General features: G+C 72.7%; 21 protein-coding genes and 1 riboswitch. All 21 genes read right to left on the reverse strand.

Annotated elements, in window-relative coordinates; genetic code table 11:
• Nucleotides 1-1,029, reverse strand: a 1,029-nt coding sequence (locus RB150_04140; protein ID MDQ7819727.1) for an S-layer homology domain-containing protein, incomplete at its 3' end; no start/stop codon positions are given.
• A 436-nt stretch (nucleotides 1,030-1,465) separates the two neighbouring features.
• Complete coding sequence (locus tag RB150_04145) at nucleotides 1,466-1,942, reverse strand: pre-16S rRNA-processing nuclease YqgF (GenBank protein ID MDQ7819728.1); 477 nt, start codon at nucleotides 1,940-1,942, stop codon at nucleotides 1,466-1,468.
• A gap of 448 nt (nucleotides 1,943-2,390) precedes the next feature.
• Nucleotides 2,391-3,248, reverse strand: a complete 858-nt coding sequence (locus tag RB150_04150; GenBank protein ID MDQ7819729.1) for an energy transducer TonB — start codon at nucleotides 3,246-3,248, stop codon at nucleotides 2,391-2,393.
• Nucleotides 3,245-3,781 carry a DUF6580 family putative transport protein gene (locus RB150_04155; protein ID MDQ7819730.1) on the reverse strand — a complete coding sequence of 179 codons (537 nt, stop codon included), beginning with the start codon at nucleotides 3,779-3,781 and terminating at the stop codon, nucleotides 3,245-3,247. The genes RB150_04150 and RB150_04155 overlap by 4 nt, the downstream gene beginning before the upstream one ends.
• A 19-nt stretch (nucleotides 3,782-3,800) precedes the next feature.
• Nucleotides 3,801-5,582 carry a TonB-dependent receptor gene (locus tag RB150_04160; protein MDQ7819731.1) on the reverse strand — a complete coding sequence of 594 codons (1,782 nt, stop codon included), beginning with the start codon at nucleotides 5,580-5,582 and terminating at the stop codon, nucleotides 3,801-3,803.
• Nucleotides 5,583-5,610: 28 nt separating this feature from the next.
• Nucleotides 5,611-5,824: riboswitch (cobalamin riboswitch) on the reverse strand.
• 77 nt (nucleotides 5,825-5,901) lie between these two features.
• Entirely contained in the window at nucleotides 5,902-6,828 is a 927-nt protein-coding gene (locus RB150_04165; protein MDQ7819732.1) for a DUF3084 domain-containing protein, read from the reverse strand.
• Between the two features lie 2 nt (nucleotides 6,829-6,830).
• Entirely contained in the window at nucleotides 6,831-7,295 is a 465-nt protein-coding gene (locus RB150_04170; protein MDQ7819733.1) for a four helix bundle protein, read from the reverse strand.
• An 81-nt stretch (nucleotides 7,296-7,376) separates the two neighbouring features.
• The gene (locus RB150_04175) at nucleotides 7,377-8,078 is read right to left on the reverse strand and encodes a polyprenol monophosphomannose synthase (protein ID MDQ7819734.1); all 702 of its coding nucleotides are present in this window, start codon (nucleotides 8,076-8,078) and stop codon (nucleotides 7,377-7,379) included.
• Between the two features lie 112 nt (nucleotides 8,079-8,190).
• A complete protein-coding gene (locus tag RB150_04180) occupies nucleotides 8,191-9,270 on the reverse strand; it encodes an LptF/LptG family permease (GenBank protein MDQ7819735.1) in 1,080 nt (359 codons plus the stop codon).
• Between the two features lie 85 nt (nucleotides 9,271-9,355).
• Complete coding sequence (gene lptB, locus RB150_04185) at nucleotides 9,356-10,072, reverse strand: LPS export ABC transporter ATP-binding protein (protein MDQ7819736.1); 717 nt, start codon at nucleotides 10,070-10,072, stop codon at nucleotides 9,356-9,358.
• Nucleotides 10,072-10,797, reverse strand: coding sequence for an LptA/OstA family protein (locus tag RB150_04190; GenBank protein MDQ7819737.1), 726 nt, complete (start codon nucleotides 10,795-10,797; stop codon nucleotides 10,072-10,074). The genes lptB and RB150_04190 overlap by 1 nt, the downstream gene beginning before the upstream one ends.
• A gap of 205 nt (nucleotides 10,798-11,002) precedes the next feature.
• Nucleotides 11,003-11,578: an LPS export ABC transporter periplasmic protein LptC gene (gene lptC, locus RB150_04195; GenBank protein ID MDQ7819738.1), complete on the reverse strand. Its 576-nt coding sequence runs from the start codon at nucleotides 11,576-11,578 to the stop codon at nucleotides 11,003-11,005.
• Nucleotides 11,579-11,626: 48 nt separating this feature from the next.
• Nucleotides 11,627-12,799: a lipid-A-disaccharide synthase gene (lpxB, locus tag RB150_04200; protein ID MDQ7819739.1), complete on the reverse strand. Its 1,173-nt coding sequence runs from the start codon at nucleotides 12,797-12,799 to the stop codon at nucleotides 11,627-11,629.
• A 9-nt stretch (nucleotides 12,800-12,808) separates the two neighbouring features.
• A complete protein-coding gene (lpxI, locus tag RB150_04205) occupies nucleotides 12,809-13,639 on the reverse strand; it encodes a UDP-2,3-diacylglucosamine diphosphatase LpxI (GenBank protein ID MDQ7819740.1) in 831 nt (276 codons plus the stop codon).
• A complete protein-coding gene (gene lpxA / locus RB150_04210; protein ID MDQ7819741.1) occupies nucleotides 13,629-14,453 on the reverse strand; it encodes an acyl-ACP--UDP-N-acetylglucosamine O-acyltransferase in 825 nt (274 codons plus the stop codon). The genes lpxI and lpxA overlap by 11 nt, the downstream gene beginning before the upstream one ends.
• Nucleotides 14,450-14,893 (reverse strand): 3-hydroxyacyl-ACP dehydratase FabZ, encoded by a 444-nt coding sequence (gene fabZ / locus RB150_04215; GenBank protein MDQ7819742.1) that lies wholly within the window; start codon nucleotides 14,891-14,893, stop codon nucleotides 14,450-14,452. Before fabZ ends, lpxA begins: the two co-directional genes overlap by 4 nt.
• Nucleotides 14,894-14,959: 66 nt before the next feature.
• Nucleotides 14,960-15,868, reverse strand: coding sequence for a UDP-3-O-acyl-N-acetylglucosamine deacetylase (gene lpxC / locus RB150_04220; protein MDQ7819743.1), 909 nt, complete (start codon nucleotides 15,866-15,868; stop codon nucleotides 14,960-14,962).
• Entirely contained in the window at nucleotides 15,855-16,853 is a 999-nt protein-coding gene (gene lpxD, locus RB150_04225) for a UDP-3-O-(3-hydroxymyristoyl)glucosamine N-acyltransferase (protein MDQ7819744.1), read from the reverse strand. The genes lpxC and lpxD overlap by 14 nt, the downstream gene beginning before the upstream one ends.
• A 28-nt stretch (nucleotides 16,854-16,881) precedes the next feature.
• The gene (locus RB150_04230) at nucleotides 16,882-17,286 is read right to left on the reverse strand and encodes a hypothetical protein (protein ID MDQ7819745.1); all 405 of its coding nucleotides are present in this window, start codon (nucleotides 17,284-17,286) and stop codon (nucleotides 16,882-16,884) included.
• Complete coding sequence (locus RB150_04235; GenBank protein MDQ7819746.1) at nucleotides 17,286-18,380, reverse strand: hypothetical protein; 1,095 nt, start codon at nucleotides 18,378-18,380, stop codon at nucleotides 17,286-17,288. The genes RB150_04230 and RB150_04235 overlap by 1 nt, the downstream gene beginning before the upstream one ends.
• Nucleotides 18,381-18,842: an OmpH family outer membrane protein gene (locus tag RB150_04240; GenBank protein ID MDQ7819747.1), complete on the reverse strand. Its 462-nt coding sequence runs from the start codon at nucleotides 18,840-18,842 to the stop codon at nucleotides 18,381-18,383. It lies immediately after the preceding gene.
• Nucleotides 18,843-18,945: the final 103 nt, after the last annotated feature.

Here is an 18,945-nt window from a genome sequence, read left to right on the forward strand (position 1 = left end):
CGCCGTCCAGGCGGTGGCGGTAGCGGGACTGCTCACGCTGGCGTACTCCCCCGACAGGCTGAAGCCGGGGAAGAGGTCGCCGCTGAAGTCCACGCTCCAGCCTGTGGTCAGAAGCACGGCGTTCCCGAAGTAGTCGCGGTCGTTGCGGTAGTTCAGCCCGAACGACCACCCGGCCAGTGTGGTGCTGACGCGGGCCGCGTACGTAACCGCGTTCCCTTCTAAGTCAGGGGTGGGCGCATAGTCCGCGACCCGGTTGTATCCAAGCACCGTCCACGAGAACCCAGCCAGAGAGCCGCTGGCGCGCACGCCGTTGCGGGCGCCGCTGTTCTCCGCCGACGACAGCAGGATGCCGTTGGCGAACGACCAGTAGTCGCGGCCCACGCGGAAGGAAATGCCCCACGGCGACGACCAGTCGAAGAACACCCGGTCGAAGTCGGTGGTGTAAGTCGCGGGCGAGACCGCGTTCCAGCGCGCCCGGACGAACACGGCCGTTCCGGCGCCCACGCTGCCCTTGAAGGTCAGGCGGGCGCGGTTGCGGGCCACTGTGCCCAGCGTACCGGTGGCGAAGGTGTTCACGTACGTCCAGTCGCCGGTGATGGTGGTCTTGTCCAGCGCGCCCTTGAGGGCCGCCAGTTCCTCCTCGACGGCGGTCACCCGCACGCCCAGGGCGGCCAGCTCGGCGCGGAACTCGTTGACCAGCCGCTGGATCGCCTGGATGTCGGCCCTTGTCACCTCAGGCTGCGGCGGAGCCGGCGGCGGTGGCGGCGGCGGGGGCGGCGGCGGGATCTTGATGGCCTCGATGCGGGCCAGGATCCTGGCCACCACCATGGCCAGTTCGTAGCGGGTCACCCCCCGGTCGCCCTTGAAGGTCCCATCGGGGAAGCCCTCGATGATGCCCTTCGCGGCGAGCTCAGCGATCGCGTCAAACGCCCAGTGGTCGGTCGGGACGTCCGCGAACGGCTGAGCGAAGACGGGGGAGACCGTGGCGAGCACGAGGATCGCTGCGACGGTCAGTGCCAGATTCCTCATCTGCTCGTGTCCCCCTGTGTGGAGTTGTCGGGCCGACGGCCAGGCGGCATCTGCAGAAAGTGGTCGTGTTTCCTTCCTGCTTCGACGACGGCCGCGGGCCCGCTGTCCCCTACCGTCCCGGCCCGGGCGGACACATCCATACCCCATCCCCCCTTTCCGCCGCTCCGGTGCCGCCGTGTGCAGACGGCAGGTGACACCTGTGCACGTGACCCGGGAACTGCACCCCTGCGGAGATGCCGCAGGGCATCCACTGCGTGGACGGGCCGGACCCGGTTGCCGCGTCTGTGTGAGTCTTTTCGGCCAGCGCTACCGGCCGGCACGGCTCCGGCTTGTCCGTCCAAAAGATAGATACTTCCTCCCGGGCCCGACTCCTCCTGCCCGCCCCCGTGATGCGTCCGCAGCCCGCCGGGCGGGAGGAAGTTTTTCCACAGTAACACTATTCGGACTCCGGGCCCCGGGCGGCGAACCTCTCCAGCAGGACCACCGCCGCGTAGTCGTCGTAGGGCTCCGGCGGCTCCTGCAGGGACACAGGCAGCAGGCGCCGCCACCCCCGGGGCGGGTGGTCCTGGAAGTACCGCCGGCGGGCCAGCAGCGTCGTTCCCTCCTCCGGCACCAGGCTCACCGGCGTGCCCGGAAGCGCGCGCTCCACTTCCTGCCGGACCTCGGCCGCCCCCGTGCGGTCCCCGATGATGACCCGGTCCACCGCAAACCGGCCGGCCCACTCCCCCAGCACGGCGGCCAGGTGGCTGCGCGGGACGACCGCCTGCGCCAGGACCCGACCGCCCTCTCCTGCCGCCAGGCCGCACTTGTCGCGCCCGGGGTCGAGGGCGAGAATGAGGGAAAAGGGAAAAAGGAAAAGGGAAAAGGGAAAATGGCAACTGCAAACTGATGCGAAGAACAAAGGGAGATCCATTAGTGCGAGGCCTTGTTGATGGCAGCGGTCAGCATCGCAATGACTTCCCCGCAGGATCGGCGGAGGGAAACGTACGAAGTACGGTCAATCGCGCCGATTTCTTCAGCGAGAAAGATCCAGTAGTCGGCCTCCCACGCTGACCCTCGCGATACTTTGAGATACCGCACGAACGACTTCCCGTATTGACCTCCGTAGCCTTCAACGATATTGGCAGGAACAGACATGGCTGCACGCAAGAGTTGTGCCCTGACGATCTGCGCCTCACGGGTGCGGGGGAATTCTCTTGATGTACTGAGAACAAGCTTTAGGAAAGCGTGCGCCTTCTGCCAGACCGCGAGCTTACGGTACCCGTGCCCCTGCACATCGCCACCCGCCCCCCACCACCATAACCCTTCGCTCTCCCTTTTCCCTTCTCCCTTTTCCCTTTTCCTTTTTCCTTTTTCCTTTGTTATTCCGTACCGAAGGTGACCGGCACCACCGCCCAGGCGTCGATGGGAGCGCCGTCCCGCGTGGCCGGTCGGAACACCCAGCTCCAGGCGGAGGACGCCGCGACTTCGTCCAGGGAGGCGTGCCCCGACGACCGGACGACCTCCACCGCCCCCACGGTGCCGTCGGCACGCACCAGAACTTTGAGGACGACCGTTCCCCCGACGGCCTCCGCCCGCGCGTGGGCGGTCAGCCCGTCGCGGTCCACCACCATCCGGTAGCCGGCCTGCGGGTAGTCCAGCCGGCCGGTCTCCAGCAGGACGGGCGGCGTCAGGACGGGCGGGGAGGCCGCGGGCGGCCCGGCGGCCGCGGCCGGGGAGACCTCCCCGCCGGCGGCAGGCTCGGCGCCTGCGGAGGACGCGGCCGGGACAGACGCGCCCTCGCCGCCTTCGACGCGGCGTCCCGGTCGGGACGGCAGGGCGGTACCTCCCCGATCGCTGTCGTCGGCGACGCCCGCAGGACCGGCACGATTGGCGGCGGACTTTTCCGCCGCAGTAGAGCGCGCGGGACCGGCGGATGGTGCCGTCGTCCCGGCGGGAGCCCGGTGTGCTGACGGTCCCGGCCGTGGCGGCGAGGGACGCGACGAAGAGGGTGAAGGCGGGGAGGAGATCCGCCCGACGTCGCCGGGCGTCCAGTTGGCCGCCGCTTCCTGGGCGACGCCGGCCTCCTCTTCCGCCGTGGGGGCCCTGCGGTCGTAGGCCGCCCCCAGACGCGCGGGAGCGGGCGCCCTCTCCCCGACGGGTGTCCGCCACCACCCTCCCGCGGCGGCGGCTGCGGCGGCCGCCGCGACCACCATCGCGGCGGCCGGTCGGACCTTCATCTGCCGGCCCTTTCCATCACTCCCGGCCGCGTCCGGAGCGCCGGAACCGCGCGTTCCAGCAGGGCGAAGCCGCCGAACAGGACCGCCGCGTAGAACAGGTCTCCGGCCACGGTGTTGCGGAAGAACGGCAGCGCGGCCACGTAGGCCGCCAGCAGCCCGTCCGCGGTCCTGGGGTACAGCGCCCCCTGGGCCCAGACGCCGAAGTTGGTGACCAGGAAGAACAGGACCGACGAGCCCACCGCTCCGGCCGCCACCCGCCCGGGGGTGAGGCGGCGACCGACCCAGATCCCGATCAGGACGGCCAGCGCCAGGCTGCCGTAGACGAACGGGATCAGGGCGTGCAGCCCGATCACCAGGTCGCTGAGCAGCATCGCCCCCAGCGGGACGGCGCATGCCTGCCACAGGCGGCCGAAGTGGGCGCCGCCGAACAGGGCCAGGGCGGCGACCGGTGTGACGTTGGGCGGGTGCGGCAGCAGCCGCGAGGCGGCGGCGGCCAGGACCAGCCCCAGCAGAACTCCCACGCGCGCGTTCATGGCGTGCTCCTCCCTTCGTCTACCACTCCCAGGACGTGGTCACGAACACCGTGCGGCCCGGGGCGGGATAGCCGGCAACCGGCTCATAGGCATAGTCCAAGGCGTTGTCCACGCCGACGGTCAGCGTGGCGCCTGCGGACGTCGCGGTCCGGTAGCGCACCCGGACGTCGAGGTAGCCCGGCATCTGGACCGTGGCGAACGTGGCCGGGTCCAGGTCCGGCCGGGGCCCGACGTAGGAGGCGGCCACCGTGAGCGTCCCGGCCATCAGGGGGCGCTGGAAGGTGAGCTGCGCGGTCACTCCCGGCACCCGCAGCAGGGGCGCCCCCGACCCGTCGGCGGCCTGCAGGGCGGTCAGGGACCCCACCAGCGTCCCGCCGCCTGCCAGCAGCCGGCGGAGTTCCACGGACAGTCCCCGGACCGTGGCCTGGCCCACGTTGGAGGGCGGGCAGCCGCCCGCGATCAGGGACGAGGCCCAGGTTCCGAAGGCGGTGGCGGCGAGCAGCATCTGCCGGGACTGCCGTTCCACCCCGACCTCGGCCGCCCACGCCGTCTCCGGCTGCAGCGACGGGTTGCTGCAGCCGGGGAAGTACAGCTCCAGGAACGTCGGGCCGCGGAACGTGCGCCCCACCGCCGCCCGCAGGCGCGTCGCCCCGTCCGGACGGTACACGATCCCCGCGCGGGGATTCAGGGTGGTCCCGTAGACCGAGTGCACATCCGCCCGCAGGCCCGCAGACGCCAGGGCGCGGTCCGACAGGGCCGTGTCGTACTGGAGGTAGCCTGCGGCGACGCTCGCCTCGGCGACGATGGGCGAGCCGAAGACCAGGGCGTCCAGGGACTGGCTGTGGGCCTCCACCCCAGCGGTCAGCAGGCCGCCCGGAGTCTGCCACCGCCGCTGAGCTTCTCCACCCCACAGGCGCGAGGCATAGGTGCTGAGGCCGAACGCCGACGCGAACGTGAAGTCGTCGCCGACGTAGTACAGCCGGGTGGATGCGGGGGCCTGCGGCCCGCCGCCGGTGAGCTGCACAAGGTCGCGCCGCTCGCTCTGGCGGTCGGCCGGGGTGGGAAAGGCCGTGTCCCCCGGCGAGCCCAGGTCGGAGGCGTAGTGGTGCACCAGCAGCCCGGCCGAGGGCAGTGCCAGGCGGGCCGCCAGGGTGGTCCCCTGGTAGTCGCTGTTGGGCCGGTGGCCGGCGGTGGCGTCGGCGGTGACGGTGAGCAGCCAGGGCGCCGCGGGCGCGCCGGGCAGAGTCAGGACCGCCGAGCGCCGTCCGTAGCCGCCGGTCTGGACGAGGGCGCGGCGGCGGTCCGCGGTCCGCGTCACGATGTTCACCACCCCGCCCAGGGCGCCGCTGCCGTAGATGGCCGAAAAGGGCCCGCGCAGGACCTCGATGCGCTCGACGGCGTCCACCGAGATGGTGCTCAGGTCGGCCTGGCCCAGGGCGACGCTGTTCAGCGGCACCCCGTCCAGCAGGACCAGGACCTGGGCGGGGGTGGACCCGCGGACGCTGATCTGGGCCAGGCTGCCGAGGCCGCCGTAGGCCCTCACCACCGCCTCCGGGACCAGGAACAGCACGTCGGCCACGGTGCGGGCGCCCAGCCTCTCGATGTCCTCGCGGGTGATCACGCTGACCGACGCCGGAGTGGAGGCCACCGGCTGAGGCCGACGGCCGGGGACCACGACCTCGGGCAGCTCGAAGACCGGAGGCTCCTGCTGGCCGGCCGCCGGTCGGGGGAAGACCGCCACGGCCATCACGGACAGCAACGCCCACAGGCGCCGGATGCCTGCAGGCCGGACACAGACCATACCCGCCCACCTCCTCTTGCGCGAAGGCGTGTGGCGACACGGTGCGGGCAGGTCTTCTGGCTTCCGGGTCATCGCCCGACCCCCGCCTTCCCAGGCGGGCCCCCGCATGGAGGGTCACCGCCCAGTGGCGTGCCTGGAGGCGGGCATCACCGGTCACAGCGGCGCGACCGCGCCGGAGTTGCACCGGACTTCCCTACACCCGCACCTCTGATGGGGGATTAACCCTCGGGAGAGATATTTCCTTCCCGGTGGAACGGAGAAAGGGAAGAGGGAAGAAGGAAGAGAAAAAAGACGCTTCAGCGTTTCCTGTCCCAACGTTTCAACGTCCTATCAGGTACCGCACCAGCAACGGCCCCACGGTATAGATGTCCCGCTGGGCCACCACCTGCACCCGGACGGGCCCGCCGGCCTGGCGGATCCGCGCCACCGCCGCGCGGTGGTCGTCGATGTCCAGCTGGGCCGCCGGGGCGGCGCCCACCAGGGTGAACGGCGGGGGCAGGACCTTGCCCCGGGCCACCCGCGCCGCCTGGTCCGCCAGGCGCAGCAGGTCGCGGCCGACCACCTCCCGGGGCTGCCGGCCGTCCACCACCCCCTGGGCGAGGACCGTGCCGGCGGGATAGACCAGGCGGTTGTCAAACAGCTGGACGTAGACCACCAGGGGCTCGCCCTTCAAGGTATTCTGGGCGGCCACCAGCCGCAGGACGGTGTCGGCGTTGCGGTGGTCGATCAGGGCCGCGATGGCGTCCCAGGTGGCCCGGGGCGGCGAGAGCACGATCTCCTCCCCGCGGCTGTCCACGCCGATGCCGTTCTCCCGGGCCAGCTCGCCGGCCCGGTCCACCACCGCCTGCACCCGCTGGCGGATCACGGCCGGGTCCTGGCGGCCGTCGATGACGTCCCGCAGGACCTCCTGGTTGTTCAGGTAGGCGATGTCGCCCAGGGCCAGCTGCTTGAGGCGGTCCTCCTGGCGGCGGATCTCCTCCTCCAGGCGCTGGGTCTGCCGGAGGACCTCGTTGAGGCGGAACAGGGCCACCCGGGCCTCCGCGGACAGCAGCAGGACCGCCGCCAGGGTCAGCAGGGCGATGAGGACGCCGGTGACCACCGTGACGACCTGGGCGGTGTAGCGGGGCCGCAGCCCGAGCAGGGTCAGCCGGCGGCGGCCGATGGAGCGGCCCACGGCGTTGCCCGCCAGGGCGATGACCCCGCTGAGGGCGAGCAGGAGGGGAATGAGCAGGACGCCCGGTTCCATGACTAACGTGCCGCGTTGGACCGTTGGAGCGTTGGAGCGTTGAATACCGCTCCGCGACGACGCGTTCCTTTCAGGCTGCGGATCAACCCGCTCAGGGGTGTCAGAAGGCCCTCGCAGGAGTCACGGAGAGAGATGTATTGGGGAACGGACAGGTAACCCAGGCGGCGAGACAGGTCCAACAGCGTCATAAGCTCAAAGAGGGATCCCCGCGCGATGAACAGGAAGCGCACAAACTCACGCGTGTGGTATCGTCCGCATCCCTCCGCAATGTTGACGGCGACGGAGACGGCCGACCGTCGGATGTGAGCGGAAAGTCCCAGACTCTCCTCGCGGGGAAAGTGGGAGGTTTCCTTGTAGACACGTTCGGAGAGGACCATCGCTTCACTCCATACCCGTAAGTTCTCATGCTTCACCCGCACGATAACCTCCGCGGCCACACTCCCCTCCGGACCCCGGCCACGGGTCATCCTCAGCCTAGACTCTGTCCTGCGGACATTCAATACTGCGTTCAACGTTTCAACGATTCAACGTTTCAACGATTCAACGCTCTAACGTTTCAAACGTTCCACGGTCCAACGACCCTCTCGCCTCAGCGCGATCACCACCCTGAGAAACTCCCACAGTTCGCGGGGGGAGAGTTTGCTGCGGCCGGCCCGGCGGTCGGTGAAGACATAGGGCACTTCCACCACGACGGCGTCGGGGTGGGTCGCGAGGACCTCCAGCAGCAGCTTGAAGCCGGTCCCCCGGTACGCCCGGCCGGCGAGGATCTCGCGCCGGGCCACAAAGTAGCCCGACAGGGGGTCGGCCACGCGCAGGCCCAGCGCCGCGCGCGCCAGCCAGGTGGCCGTCAGGCTGATCAGGCGCCGCAGGAGCGGCCAGCGCTGCACCCCGCCGCCGGGAACGTACCGGGAGGCCACGGCCAGGTCGCCGCCCCCGCGCAGCGCGGCGGCCAGGCGGGGGAGCAGCTCCGGAGGGTGGGACAGGTCGGCGTCCATCACCGCCACGAGCGCCGCCCGCGCCCGCCGGGCTCCCTCCAGGACCGCCGAGGCCAGGCCTCCTTTGGCCGGCCGGTGGACCACGGTGAGGGGAACGGCGAGGGTGCGGGCCAGCTCCTCGGCCAGCGCGCCGGTCCCGTCCGGGGAGCCGTCGTCGACGACCACCACCTCCAGCGGCAGCCCGCGCGCCACCTCCACGAGCCGCCCGACCAGCGCCGGCAGCGACTCCCGCTCGTTGTAGGTGGGGACGACCACCGTGAGCTCGGGATCCCGAGAGGGAAGAGGGAAGAAGGAAGAGGGAAGAGGGGGAGTCATGCCTTCAATCCCCAACCTTCAACCTCCAACCTTCAACGTAGTCCATCGCCGCTCAGCGGTCGGCACGCCACAGCAGCACCACCCCCGCCAGGGCCAGCATCACGTTGGGAGCCCACGCCGCCGGCACCGGGGGCAGGCGGCCGCTCTCGCCGAGGGTCAGGGTGATGGAGCTGATGATGTAGTAGCCGATCAGGACCAGGATGGTCAGCCCCAGGCCGATGGACGTGCCCGAGCGGTGCGGCCGCAACCCCAGGGGGACCGCCAGGAGGGCAAACAGCGCCGCCGAAAACGGGACCGCCGTCTTGAAGTGGGCCTGGACCACGTAGCGGGTCGGGTCGCCTCCGCCCCGGCGGATCACGTCGGCGTACCGCCGCAGCTCGCGGATGCTCATCTCGGAGGGGTCCACCGGGGGCAGCGCGATCTCCTGCGGGGTCCGCCGGAGGCCCACCCGCAGGCGCTGAAAGCGGGTGACCACCGTGCCCTCGCCGGTCAGGACGTACATGGCGCCGTCCCGGAACTCCCACCCGTCCCCGACGTACCGGGCCTCGGGCGCCTCGATCACCCGCCGCAGGATGCCGCGCTCCAGCTGGTTGACGACCACGCCCTCCATCCGCTGCTCGTCCCGCAGGAACCGCCGGACGAAGTACACCGACTCGATGCCGTCCTGCACGTCCCGGAACAGCACGTCCCGCTGCGCCGCCGGGGCGGGCCGCCGCAGGGCCACGGCCAGGGCGTGGCGGTAGCGCTCCTCGGCGGATGGCACCAGCAGCTCGTTGAGGGCCAGGTTGGCCACGCTGACCACCGCCCCGGCGGCCACCACCGACGCCGCGATCCGGGACAGGCTGATGCCGCTGGTGCGCATGGCGGTGATCTCCTGCCCGTCGGACAGGCGCCCGACGGTGAGCAGGGCAGCCAGCAGCATGCCCATGGGCAGGCTGAACCCGACGAAGTACGGCAGCCGGAAGACCACCAGCTGCACCGCCACCGGCAGGGAGGACTCCTGCTGCAGCACCAGGCGTCCGACGAAGAACAGGTGGTTGATCAGCAGGAGGGTGGTGAAGATGGCGACCCCGAAGGCGAAGACGTCCCGCAACTGGCGCCACAGGTAGCGGTCGAGCAGGCGGACGGCCATCCCCCCTCACCCCGCCCTCTCCCCCGCCGGGAGAGGGACGGTGCGGGCGCGTTCCCGCGGTCCCGCGCTCCCGCGTCCCCGCCTGTCAGAGTTCAAAGCGCTCCCCCAGAAAGACCCGCCGGACCTCGGGGTCGGCGAGGATCTGGTCGGGCCGGCCTTCCAGCAGGATCCGCCCCTGGTGGATGATGGTGGCCCGGTCGGTGATGGCCAGCGTATCCCGCACGTTGTGGTCGGTGATCACCACCCCCATCCCCCGCTGCCTGAGGTACCGGACCACGTCCTGCAGCTCGGCCACCGAGCGCGGGTCCACGCCGGTGAACGGCTCGTCCAGCAGGACGTAGGCCGGGTTGGCGGCCAGGACCCGCGCGATCTCGACCCGGCGGCGCTCGCCTCCCGACAGGGTGGCTCCCCGCTGCCGGCGCAGGGGGACCAGATCCAGTTCCTCCAGCAGCGACTCCAGGACCTGCCGGCGGCGCGCCCGGGGCGTGCCGTTGGCCTCCAGGACCATCAGGATGTTCTCCTCCACCGTCAGCCCCCTGAACACCGACGGCTCCTGGGCCAGGTAGCCGATGCCCCTGCGCGCCCGGACGTGGACGGGCAGCGACGCCAGGGAGACCCCGTCCAGCCTGACGTCGCCGGCGTCGGGGCGGACCAGCCCCACGATCATGTAGAAGGTGGTCGTCTTGCCGGCGCCGTTGGGACCCAGCAGGCCGACCGTCTCCCCGCGCTCCACGCGCAGGGAGACCCCGTCCACCACCCTCCGGGACCCGTAGCGCTTGACCAGGCCGAGGGCTTCCAGCATCAGGGAGGGGCGGCCACGGTCAGGCGGGCGGCGCCCGCGGCGGTGACCCGGCGCGCCGCCAGGTCCACGGTCAGGACGTCGGCGGTGACGCGGTGGGCCCCCATCTGCGCGGAGGCCGCTCCGGCCAGCACCGCGATCCTGTCCCGCCGGCTCAGGCGGGCCCTGTCGGCGGTCCCGGCGATGTCCCGATAGCGGAAGCGCACGCGCCCCTCGGCCACCACAACCTCCTCCGCCAGCAGGGCCTCCAGCCGGTCTGCCGCCAGCATCCCGGCCTCCGAGTCCACCACGGCGTCGCCGGCGGCGACGACGCGGCGGTCGGCCTGGGTGTAGGTCGCCTCCGCCGCGCGCAGGACCAGATCCCCCCGCCGCACCGTGACGCCTCCCGAGGCGGCGACCACGCCCCGGGCCCGGTCGGCGTCCGCCCGGGCGGCGCGCAGCTCCACCGGGGGCGGCCCGCCGGCCACCGCGACCACATCGCCCTCCGCCCGGACCCGCTCGTCGGCCAGCCAGGCGGTAAGGGTCTGTGCCCGCACCTCGCCGGACGGATCGCCGTAGGTCACGCCTCCCGTCGCCGCCACCACCTGCGGGCGGACCTCGTAGCGGATCGACGGAGCCTGGATGCGCACGCTCCCCCGGCGCACCACCACCGGAGACCCGACCAGGACCCACACGCCGACCGCCTCATCCACCTCGACCCGGGTGGCGCCGGTGATCTCGATGGGCACGGCCTGACCGGCTGGAAGGGAAAAGGGAAAGAGGAAAAGGGAAAAAGGGAATGATAAGGACAGGAAGAGGGTCAAACTGGCAAGGCTCCGGCGGCGCGGGGCCGATCCTGAGGGACGAGGGCGCATACATCCCCGCCTGTATGTCCTGAACTTGTTCTCTTCGCTCTTCACCCTTTTCCCTTTACCCTTTTCCCTTTTCCCTTTTTCACCGCCCGATGTCAACCATGACGCGCCCCTCCAGGATCACCGTGGTCAGGGCGGCGTCGCCGCGCAAGGTGTCGGCGCGGAGGACCGCGCCCGGCTGGCGCAGCACCACGTCGCCCCGGGCCTCCACCCCTCCGCGGCGGATGTCCCACCGGATCTGCCGGGCCCGAACCGTCCGCCCGTCGGCGGAGGTGGCGGTGACGCCCCCCTCCAGTTCGATGACGCCGTCATCGGCCAGGTAGCGGCCCCGGGGCGCCTCGAAGACCGCCGCCACGGTCCTGCCCGCGTACCACCGGCCCCGAGGCCCGATCACGTCCACCGTCCGCCTCTGGCGGTCCACCCGCAGGCTGTCCGCCTCCAGATCCCACAGCCGGCGGCCGGCCTCATCCGACCCCACCAGGCGCGATCCCTGCACCTCCAGGAGGGGAGAGGGCGACGCCGGAGTTCCGGAGGGGACCGCCGGAGACACCGCTCCCGGGACGGCGGGAGGACCCGGCGGAGGGCCGGCGGTCCACCGCCAGACCGCCAGGGCAACCAGCGCCGCCGACGCCACGACCGCCGCCGCGCGTCTGGACACCGGCATCCCGGCCGTGCGAAAGGGGAACCAGGTCACCGCCCTCTCATCTTACGACCGCCGCAGGGCGGCCACCACTTCCTGCGCCGCCCGCCGCGACACCCCCGGCGGGCCCAGGCCTGCGGCCACCTCCCGCAGCTCGCGCTGCATCCGCTCCCGGCGCTGAGGATCCCGCAGCAGCGCGACCACGGCACCGGCCACCGCATCCGGCGTCATGCGGTCCTGCAGCAGCTCGGGCACGACCGGCCTGCCGGCCAGGATGTTGGGGAGCGCCGCATAGCGCGCGCTGACGATCCGGCGCGCGATCTGCCAGCTGATCCACGGCAGCCGGTACACGGCCACCATGGGCACCCCCAGGACGGCCGCCTCCAGGGTGGCCGTGCCCGTCGCCACCACCAGCGCGTCCGCCATGGCCATCGCCGTGGGGCCGTCGTCCACCACCCGAACGGCCACCGGCGCCGCGCGCACCGCCGGCAGGACCACAGAGCGTAGCTCGGCGGCCGGCACGGGCAGCACCCACCAGACATCCCCGGCCGCCCGGCCCACGCGTCGGGCCGCCTCCAGCAGGACCGGCAGGTGCGCCCGGACTTCCTGCGGCCGGCTTCCGGGCAGCAGCCCCACCACCGGCACGTGCGCGGGGATCCCGGCCGCCCGCCGCGCGGTCTCGCGGCCCGGAACCACGAGGTCCACCGCCGGATGCCCCACGAAGACGGCGTCGGCACCCGCGGCGCGGTAGGCATCCGCCTCGGGGGGAAGCGTCACCAGCAGGCGCACGGGCAGCCGGGCGACCTTCCGCGCCCTCTGCCCCCGCCGGACGGAGACCAGAGGGGGCACGTAGTAGACCGTGGGCACGGCCCGGGCCAGCCGTTCCGCCAGGCGCAGGTTGAAGGCGGCGAAGTCCACCAGGACCAGCAGCGCGGGGGCGTGCCGGCGGATCGTCCGCTCCACCCACACCAGCCGCCGCAGGTGCGTCGGCAGGTGCAGCAGGGGGTCCAGGTGGCCGATGGCGCTCCAGCCGGTGCTGTCGGCCAGGATCCGCACCCCCGCCCGCGCCATGCGGGGACCCCCCACCCCCACGAGGTCCGCGGAGGGCTCCAGGTGCCTGAGTTCGGCGGCGACGGCGGCGGCGGCGATGTCGCCGGAGACTTCGCCGGCCACGAAGAAGATCCGGGGGCCCGAACCCGCGGCGCCGTCGGGGACGGCATCAGGGTCGCGGTGCGTCACCGGCGCCCGTCACCCTCCGCCATGCCCCGGACGTTCTGGTCCGGGAACGCCGACCACCGCCAGGCCGGCGGCGTCGGCGATGCGGACCGTCTCCTCCCGGTCCAGCAGCAGCGTCCGGCGCGCCTCCACCGCCAGGACGGCGGCGCGGACCTGCGCCAGCAGCGCCGCGGTGTCGGGCCCCACCGTCGGGAGGTCAAAGCGCGGATCCTGGCGGGACCGGGCGGCCTTGACCACCACGACCCCCTCCGCCAGAGCGGCGCCCCGCCGGACGGCGATGTCCGTTCCCTCGGCGGCTTCCGCGGCCAGGATGACCCCCCGCCGGAGCACCACCGTCTGCCCCACGTCCAGGTCGGCCAGCGCCCGGGCCACGGCGATCCCGGTCCGGATGTCCTCCCACTGTTCCGCCGACGGCCGGCGGCGGGTCAGCACCCCCTCGGGGGCCGCCAGGTCCGGCGCGAACTCCAGGGGGCCGACCACCCGGACGCCGGCGGCCTCCAGGCGCGCCGCCACGTGGAGGAACAGGGGGTGGTCCCGGCGGTCGGCGGCCTCCGCCATCCACCGGGCAAAGAGGCCGTCGCCCGGCCGCAGCAGGGCGGCGCGGGGGACGCCGCCCGCCAGGACCAGCCGGTCGGCGCCGTACCGGCCCAGCACCGCCAGGACCTGCTCCACCTGTCCGAAATCCACCGGATGGACGTGATCGGCCACCGACGCCAGCGCGGCGTCGGCTCCCTCCAGCGCGAGGCACACCACCGAGTGCCCCCGCCCCTTGATGGCGCGGGCCAGAATCACCGGCAGCCGCCCGGATCCGGCCAGCAGGCCGACGGCCGGCTCAGGGGCCATCGCCGTCGCGCGCCCCCCGCACGATCCCGCGGTCGGAACTGGCGCGGATGAACTCCACCATCTCCCGCACGTAGGGATCGTCGCCCAGTTCCGCCTCCACCCGCCCCAGGGCCGTGGGCAGGGCCAGCCCCGAGCGGTACAGGAGCATGAACGCCCGCTTGATCATGGTGCGGTGCACGGGGGGAACGCCGGCCCGGGAGAGTCCCACGGTGTTGGGGCCGTAGGCGCGGGCCGGCAGCCCGAACGCCAGGATGAAGGGCGGCACGTCCTGGCGGACCACCGACCCTCCCCCGATCATCACCAGCCGCCCGATGCGCACGAACTGGTGCACGCCCACCTGGCCCCCCAGGTTGGCCTGGTCGTCCACCAGGGCGTGGCCGGCCAGCTTGGTGCCGCTGGTGAGGATCACGTGGTTGCGGATGACGCAGTTGTGGCCGATGTGGACGTAGGACATCAGGTAGTTGTCGTCGCCGATCTCGGTGGCCTGCCCTTCGCCGTAGGCCCGGTTGACGGTCACGTACTCCCGCAGGATGTTGCGGTTGCCGATCCGCACGAAGCTGACCTCGCCGGCGTAGCGGCGGTGCTGGGGATCTTCGCCCAGGACCACCCCCACGCTCAGCCGGTTGTCCTCGCCCAGAGTCACCCCGCGGCGGATGACGCAGTGCGCCCCCACCACGGTCCGGTCGCCGACCACGGCGCCGTCTTCCACCACCGCGTAGGGGCCCACCGCCACATCCCGCCCCAGGCGGGCGCCGGGATGCACCACCGCGGTGGGGTGGATGCCGGGCGGCGGCCGGTTGGCCTCGCCACTCATGGCGTCTCGCCCGCCCGATCGGCCACGGCAAAGGTGAACTCCCCTTCGGCCACCACCTCGCCGTCCACCAGCGCGCGGCCGTCCACCCGTCCCACCCGCCCCCGCATCCAGCGCAGGGTGCACTCCATGACCAGCCGCGTGCCGGGCGTCACCGGGCGGCGGAAGCGCACCTTGTCCAGGGCCGCGAAGTAGGGGATCCGGCCCCAGAACTGGGGCGCCCGCAGGGCCAGGCAGGCGCCGGTCTGGGCGATGGCCTCGATGATCAGGACCCCGGGCATCACCGGCGCGCCGGGAAAGTGGCCGGCAAAGAACCACTCGTCTCCGGTCAGGTCTTTCTCCCCGACGATGCGGTCCTCGCCGATCTCGGTGATGCGGTCCACGAACAGGAACGGCGGCCGGTGGGGAATGATGGCCATGATCTGCGCCTGGTCCAGGACCATCGGTCAGCCTCCACTGGATCTACTCAATCTACCCAATCTACCCGATCTGCGCGATCTTCCCAATTGTCATGGGGATGGGGTAGATCGGGCAGATTGAGGCGTCATCTGCTCCCACAGCCGCCGCGCCGCCTCCACGTGCAGGGCGTGGCCGGCCCCGCAGGCGATCACGTGGGCGCGCAGCGGGCGGCCCAGCAGGGCCAGGTCCCCGATCAGGTCCACGACCTTGTGGCGGGCCGGCTCGTCGGCCCACCGCGGGGGCGTCAGATACCCCGCAGGGCCCAGCGCCAGCACGTTGTCGGCCGCCACCCCCCGCCCCAGGCCGGCGGCGTGCAGCTCGGGCAGGTCGTCCGCATACCCCCAGGTCCGCGCCGGGGCGATCTCGGCGGCGAAGTCCGCAGCCTGGGGGTCGAAGTCCACCACCTGAACTCCCAGAGGCTCCCGCAACACGACCGCGTAGGTGGCGCGGAAGCGCGGCGCCGGCAGGACCAGCACCCAGGCACCCTCCCCGCCGACCCACACGGGATCGGAGACCGCCACCGACGGCCACGGCGCTCCCTGGTCTACCACGCCCGCCTCCCGGAGCGCGCTGACGAACGGGGCCGCGCTGCCGTCCAGGATCGGCAGCTCCGGGCCGTCCAATTCGACCAGGAGGTTGGCGACCCCCACCCCGGCGGCCGCCGCCAGCAGGTGCTCCACGGTGCGCACCGTCACGCCCCGGCCCAGGGTCACGCCCCGATGGGCGTCGCTGACCGCGTGCGGGCGCACCGGGATGGCTTCGGCGGACGCGTCCACGCGCCGGAAGACCACTCCCGTCCCCGGCGGCGCCGGATGCAGCCGCAGGCGGACGGCCTGCCCGGTGTGGATGCCGACACCGGACAGATCCACAGGACGCGCAACGGTCCGCTGGGTCGGGTGCCACATGGAGGAGACGCCGGGCCGGTGACACGCCGGCGCGTTGGGATCACTCACCGGCATCTTCGCCCTGGCCGGCCCGGCCGCCTGCGGCCAGGCGGCGCAGGGCGGCCTGCACCCGCAGGTGCTCCCGGTGGGGGCGGGCCGGGTCCCCGGAGACCACCGTCCCCGGGGGGACGTCGCGGGTCACCACGGCGCGGGCCAGGACCACCGCCCGCTCCCCGATCCGCACGTGGTCCCGCACGCCCACCTGGCCGGCCAGGACCGCCCCGTCGCCGATGGTCACGCTGCCCGAGATGCCGGTCTGGCCCGCGATCAGCACGCCCCGGCCGATGACGACGTTGTGGGCGATCTGCACCAGGTTGTCCACCTTGGTGCCGGCGCCGATGCGCGTCTCGCCCAGGGTGGCCCGGTCCACGGTGGTGTTGGCGCCGATCTCCACGTCGTCCTCGATCACCACGCGCCCGATGTGGGGAATCTTCACGTGGTCGGCGCCGCTGGAGGCGTAGCCGAACCCGTCGGCGCCGATGACCGCTCCGGCGTGGAGGATCACGCGGCGCCCGATGACGGTCCGGTCGTAGACCACCACCCCGGGGTACAGCACGCTGTCCTCCCCCACGGACACCTGCCGGCCCAGGACGCAGCCGTCCATCACCACCACCCGGTCGGCCAGGACCGTGCCCTCGCCCACCACGCAGTAGGCCCCCAGGGAGACGCCCTCCCCCAGGCGGGCGGAGGCCGCCACCCGGGCGGTGGGATGCACCCCGGCCGGGGGGCGCGGTGCGGGGTGGAGGACGGCCAGCGCCCGCGCCAGGGCCAGTCGGGGATCGGGCGCCCGCAGGGCCGGCTTGCGGCAGGGCGGCGCGTCCAGGGGCACCAGCAGCGCGGCGGCCGGCCCGCGCTCGGCGTCGGGAATCCGCCGCGCGTCGCGCACCATGACCAGAGAGCCGGGGGCGGCCCGGTCGGGCTCCGCCACCGCCGTGACCTCCACGGTTCCGTCGCCGTCCAGGACGGCGCCAATGGCCGTTGCCAGGTCCTGCAGCTTCACGGACGTCTTCCCGCGCCAATCGGGACCATCACTTCAATCGCGCGATGACCTCGTCGGTGACGTCCACCCCGCCCCACCGCGTGGCGTCCTTGACCAGGATCACCTGCAGGCGGCGCCGGCGCGCCACGTCGGCGGCGGCCTGCCGGACCCGCTCATTCAGCCGGCGCTCCAGATCGGCCCGCAGGGCGGCCAGCTCCCGCAGGTACGTCTGGCGGCGGGCCTCCAGATCTTCGGGGCTGAGCTGGCCGCGCAGCAGCTGCAGGTCGGCCACCATGGCCTTTTCCCGGTCGTCCAGCTGCTTCTGGAAGGACAGGGCCAGCACGCTCTCGTTCAGCACCCGGTGGGAGTCCACCACCCCGACCCGGGGAGAGCAGCCGGGCAGCGCCAGAGCCGCCAGCGCCAGGAGGATGGGGAGGACACGCCGCGAGGTCATCACTTCAGCCGGGCGGCCACGTCGGCGGTCACGTCCTCGGCGGAGAGGTTGGCGATGTAGCGGGTCAGGATCACGTCCAGCCCGCGGGACTGGGCCACCACGGCCGCCTCCACCTTCACCTCGGCGACGATACTCTCTTCCAGTCGGGCCCGCCGCTCCCGCAGGGCCTGCAGCTGTGCCCGCAGCTGCGCCACCTGCGCGCGGTAGGCCTGCTCGATCCGCGCCTGCTGGGCCTGCGCCGCCTGCAGCAGCCTCTGGCGCCGTTCCTCCAGCCGCTCCTGCAGCTGGCGCTGACGGCGCTGGCCTTCCCGGGCCAGTTCCGCCTGCAGCTCCTGCTCCCGCAGCTGCAACCGGCGCCGGCCGTCGGCCTGCAGCTGTTCCTGGGCCTGGGCCAGCCGGGCGTTGATGTCGGCCTCCACGGTCCGCCGGAACTCGGCAAACGCGCGGTCGGCTTCCTCGGCGGCGGCGCGGATGCGCTCCTCCCGCTCTTCCTGGAGGGCCTGGGCCTGCCGCTGCAACTCCTGGGCCTCCTCCTCCGACCGCAGACCCGCCACCTCGGCCCGCAGCCGGAGGTTCAGCAGCGGATAGCGGTACTCGTCCCGGATCGCCTGCTCGGTCCGGCGGAACTCCTCCTGCATCTGCTGCTGGCGGGCTGCCAGCGTCCGGGACCCCTCCTCCTGCAGCTGCGCCCGCAGGGCCTCCAGCCGGGCCTCGTGCTCCCGGCGCACCGACTCGGCAAACGCCTCCAGGCGCCGCTGGGCGTCCTGGCGCAGCAAGGCCATCTCCCGCTCCAGGTCCGCCTGCAGGCGGTGGGCCTCCTCATCCAGCGTCCGCTGGAGATCCGCCACGGGCACCGGCGCCGGCGGGAGGATCTGCGCCAGCTGCGCCTCGACCACCTCCTGCTGGCGCCGGACGGCGTCCAGTTCCGGCCAGAGGGGGTGGGCGCGGGCCGCCGCCTCCAGATCCACGACGCCCACCCGGGTCTCCACCGGCGCGGGCGGCGGAGGCGGAGTCGCGGCCGGGCGCGCCCGGCAGCCGCCGGCCGCCAGGGCGACGGCCCCCGCCGCCAGCCACCGCCGCAGGCCGACCGTCATCTACTTTCCGGTCAGGACCGCGATGACGGCGTCGGTGAGGTCGACGCCGCCATAGAGGACCACGCTGCGGTCCAGCACGATGCTGATGCCCCGCTCGCGGCCGACCTTTTCCACCGCCGCGCGGATGTCCCGGTCCAGCCCGCCCAGCAGCTCCTGGCGCTTCTGGAGGAACTCCTGCTGCATCTGCCGGTCCAGCTCCTGGCGCTGCAGCGGGGTCAGGGTGCGGGCGCGGGCCTGGAATTCGCGCTGCTTGGCCTGGAAGAACTCCTGCAGCGCGCGCTCGGACGCCGCCTTGCGCGGATGGGCGTCGAGGGCCCGCTGCATGTCCACGACGCCGATGGTGAACGACTGGCTGAGCGCCGGCCCGGTCCGCCAGGCCAGCGCGCCGGCCACGACCACGAGCGCCGCGGCAGCGGCCGCGACCGCCCACGGGGAGATCCGCCGTCCTCGGATCCGCATCATCCCCCTCCTCGCCGAAAGACCCGTTCCCCTATCCCCGGACCTTCCCCATTGTACCGGATGCGGTCAAACATCCCTCCTCCCTCTTCCCTCTTCCCTCTTCCCT

The sequence above is a fragment of the Armatimonadota bacterium genome (genome assembly GCA_031081675.1).
GTDB lineage: Bacteria > Sysuimicrobiota > Sysuimicrobiia > Sysuimicrobiales > Kaftiobacteriaceae > Calidihabitans > Calidihabitans tengchongensis.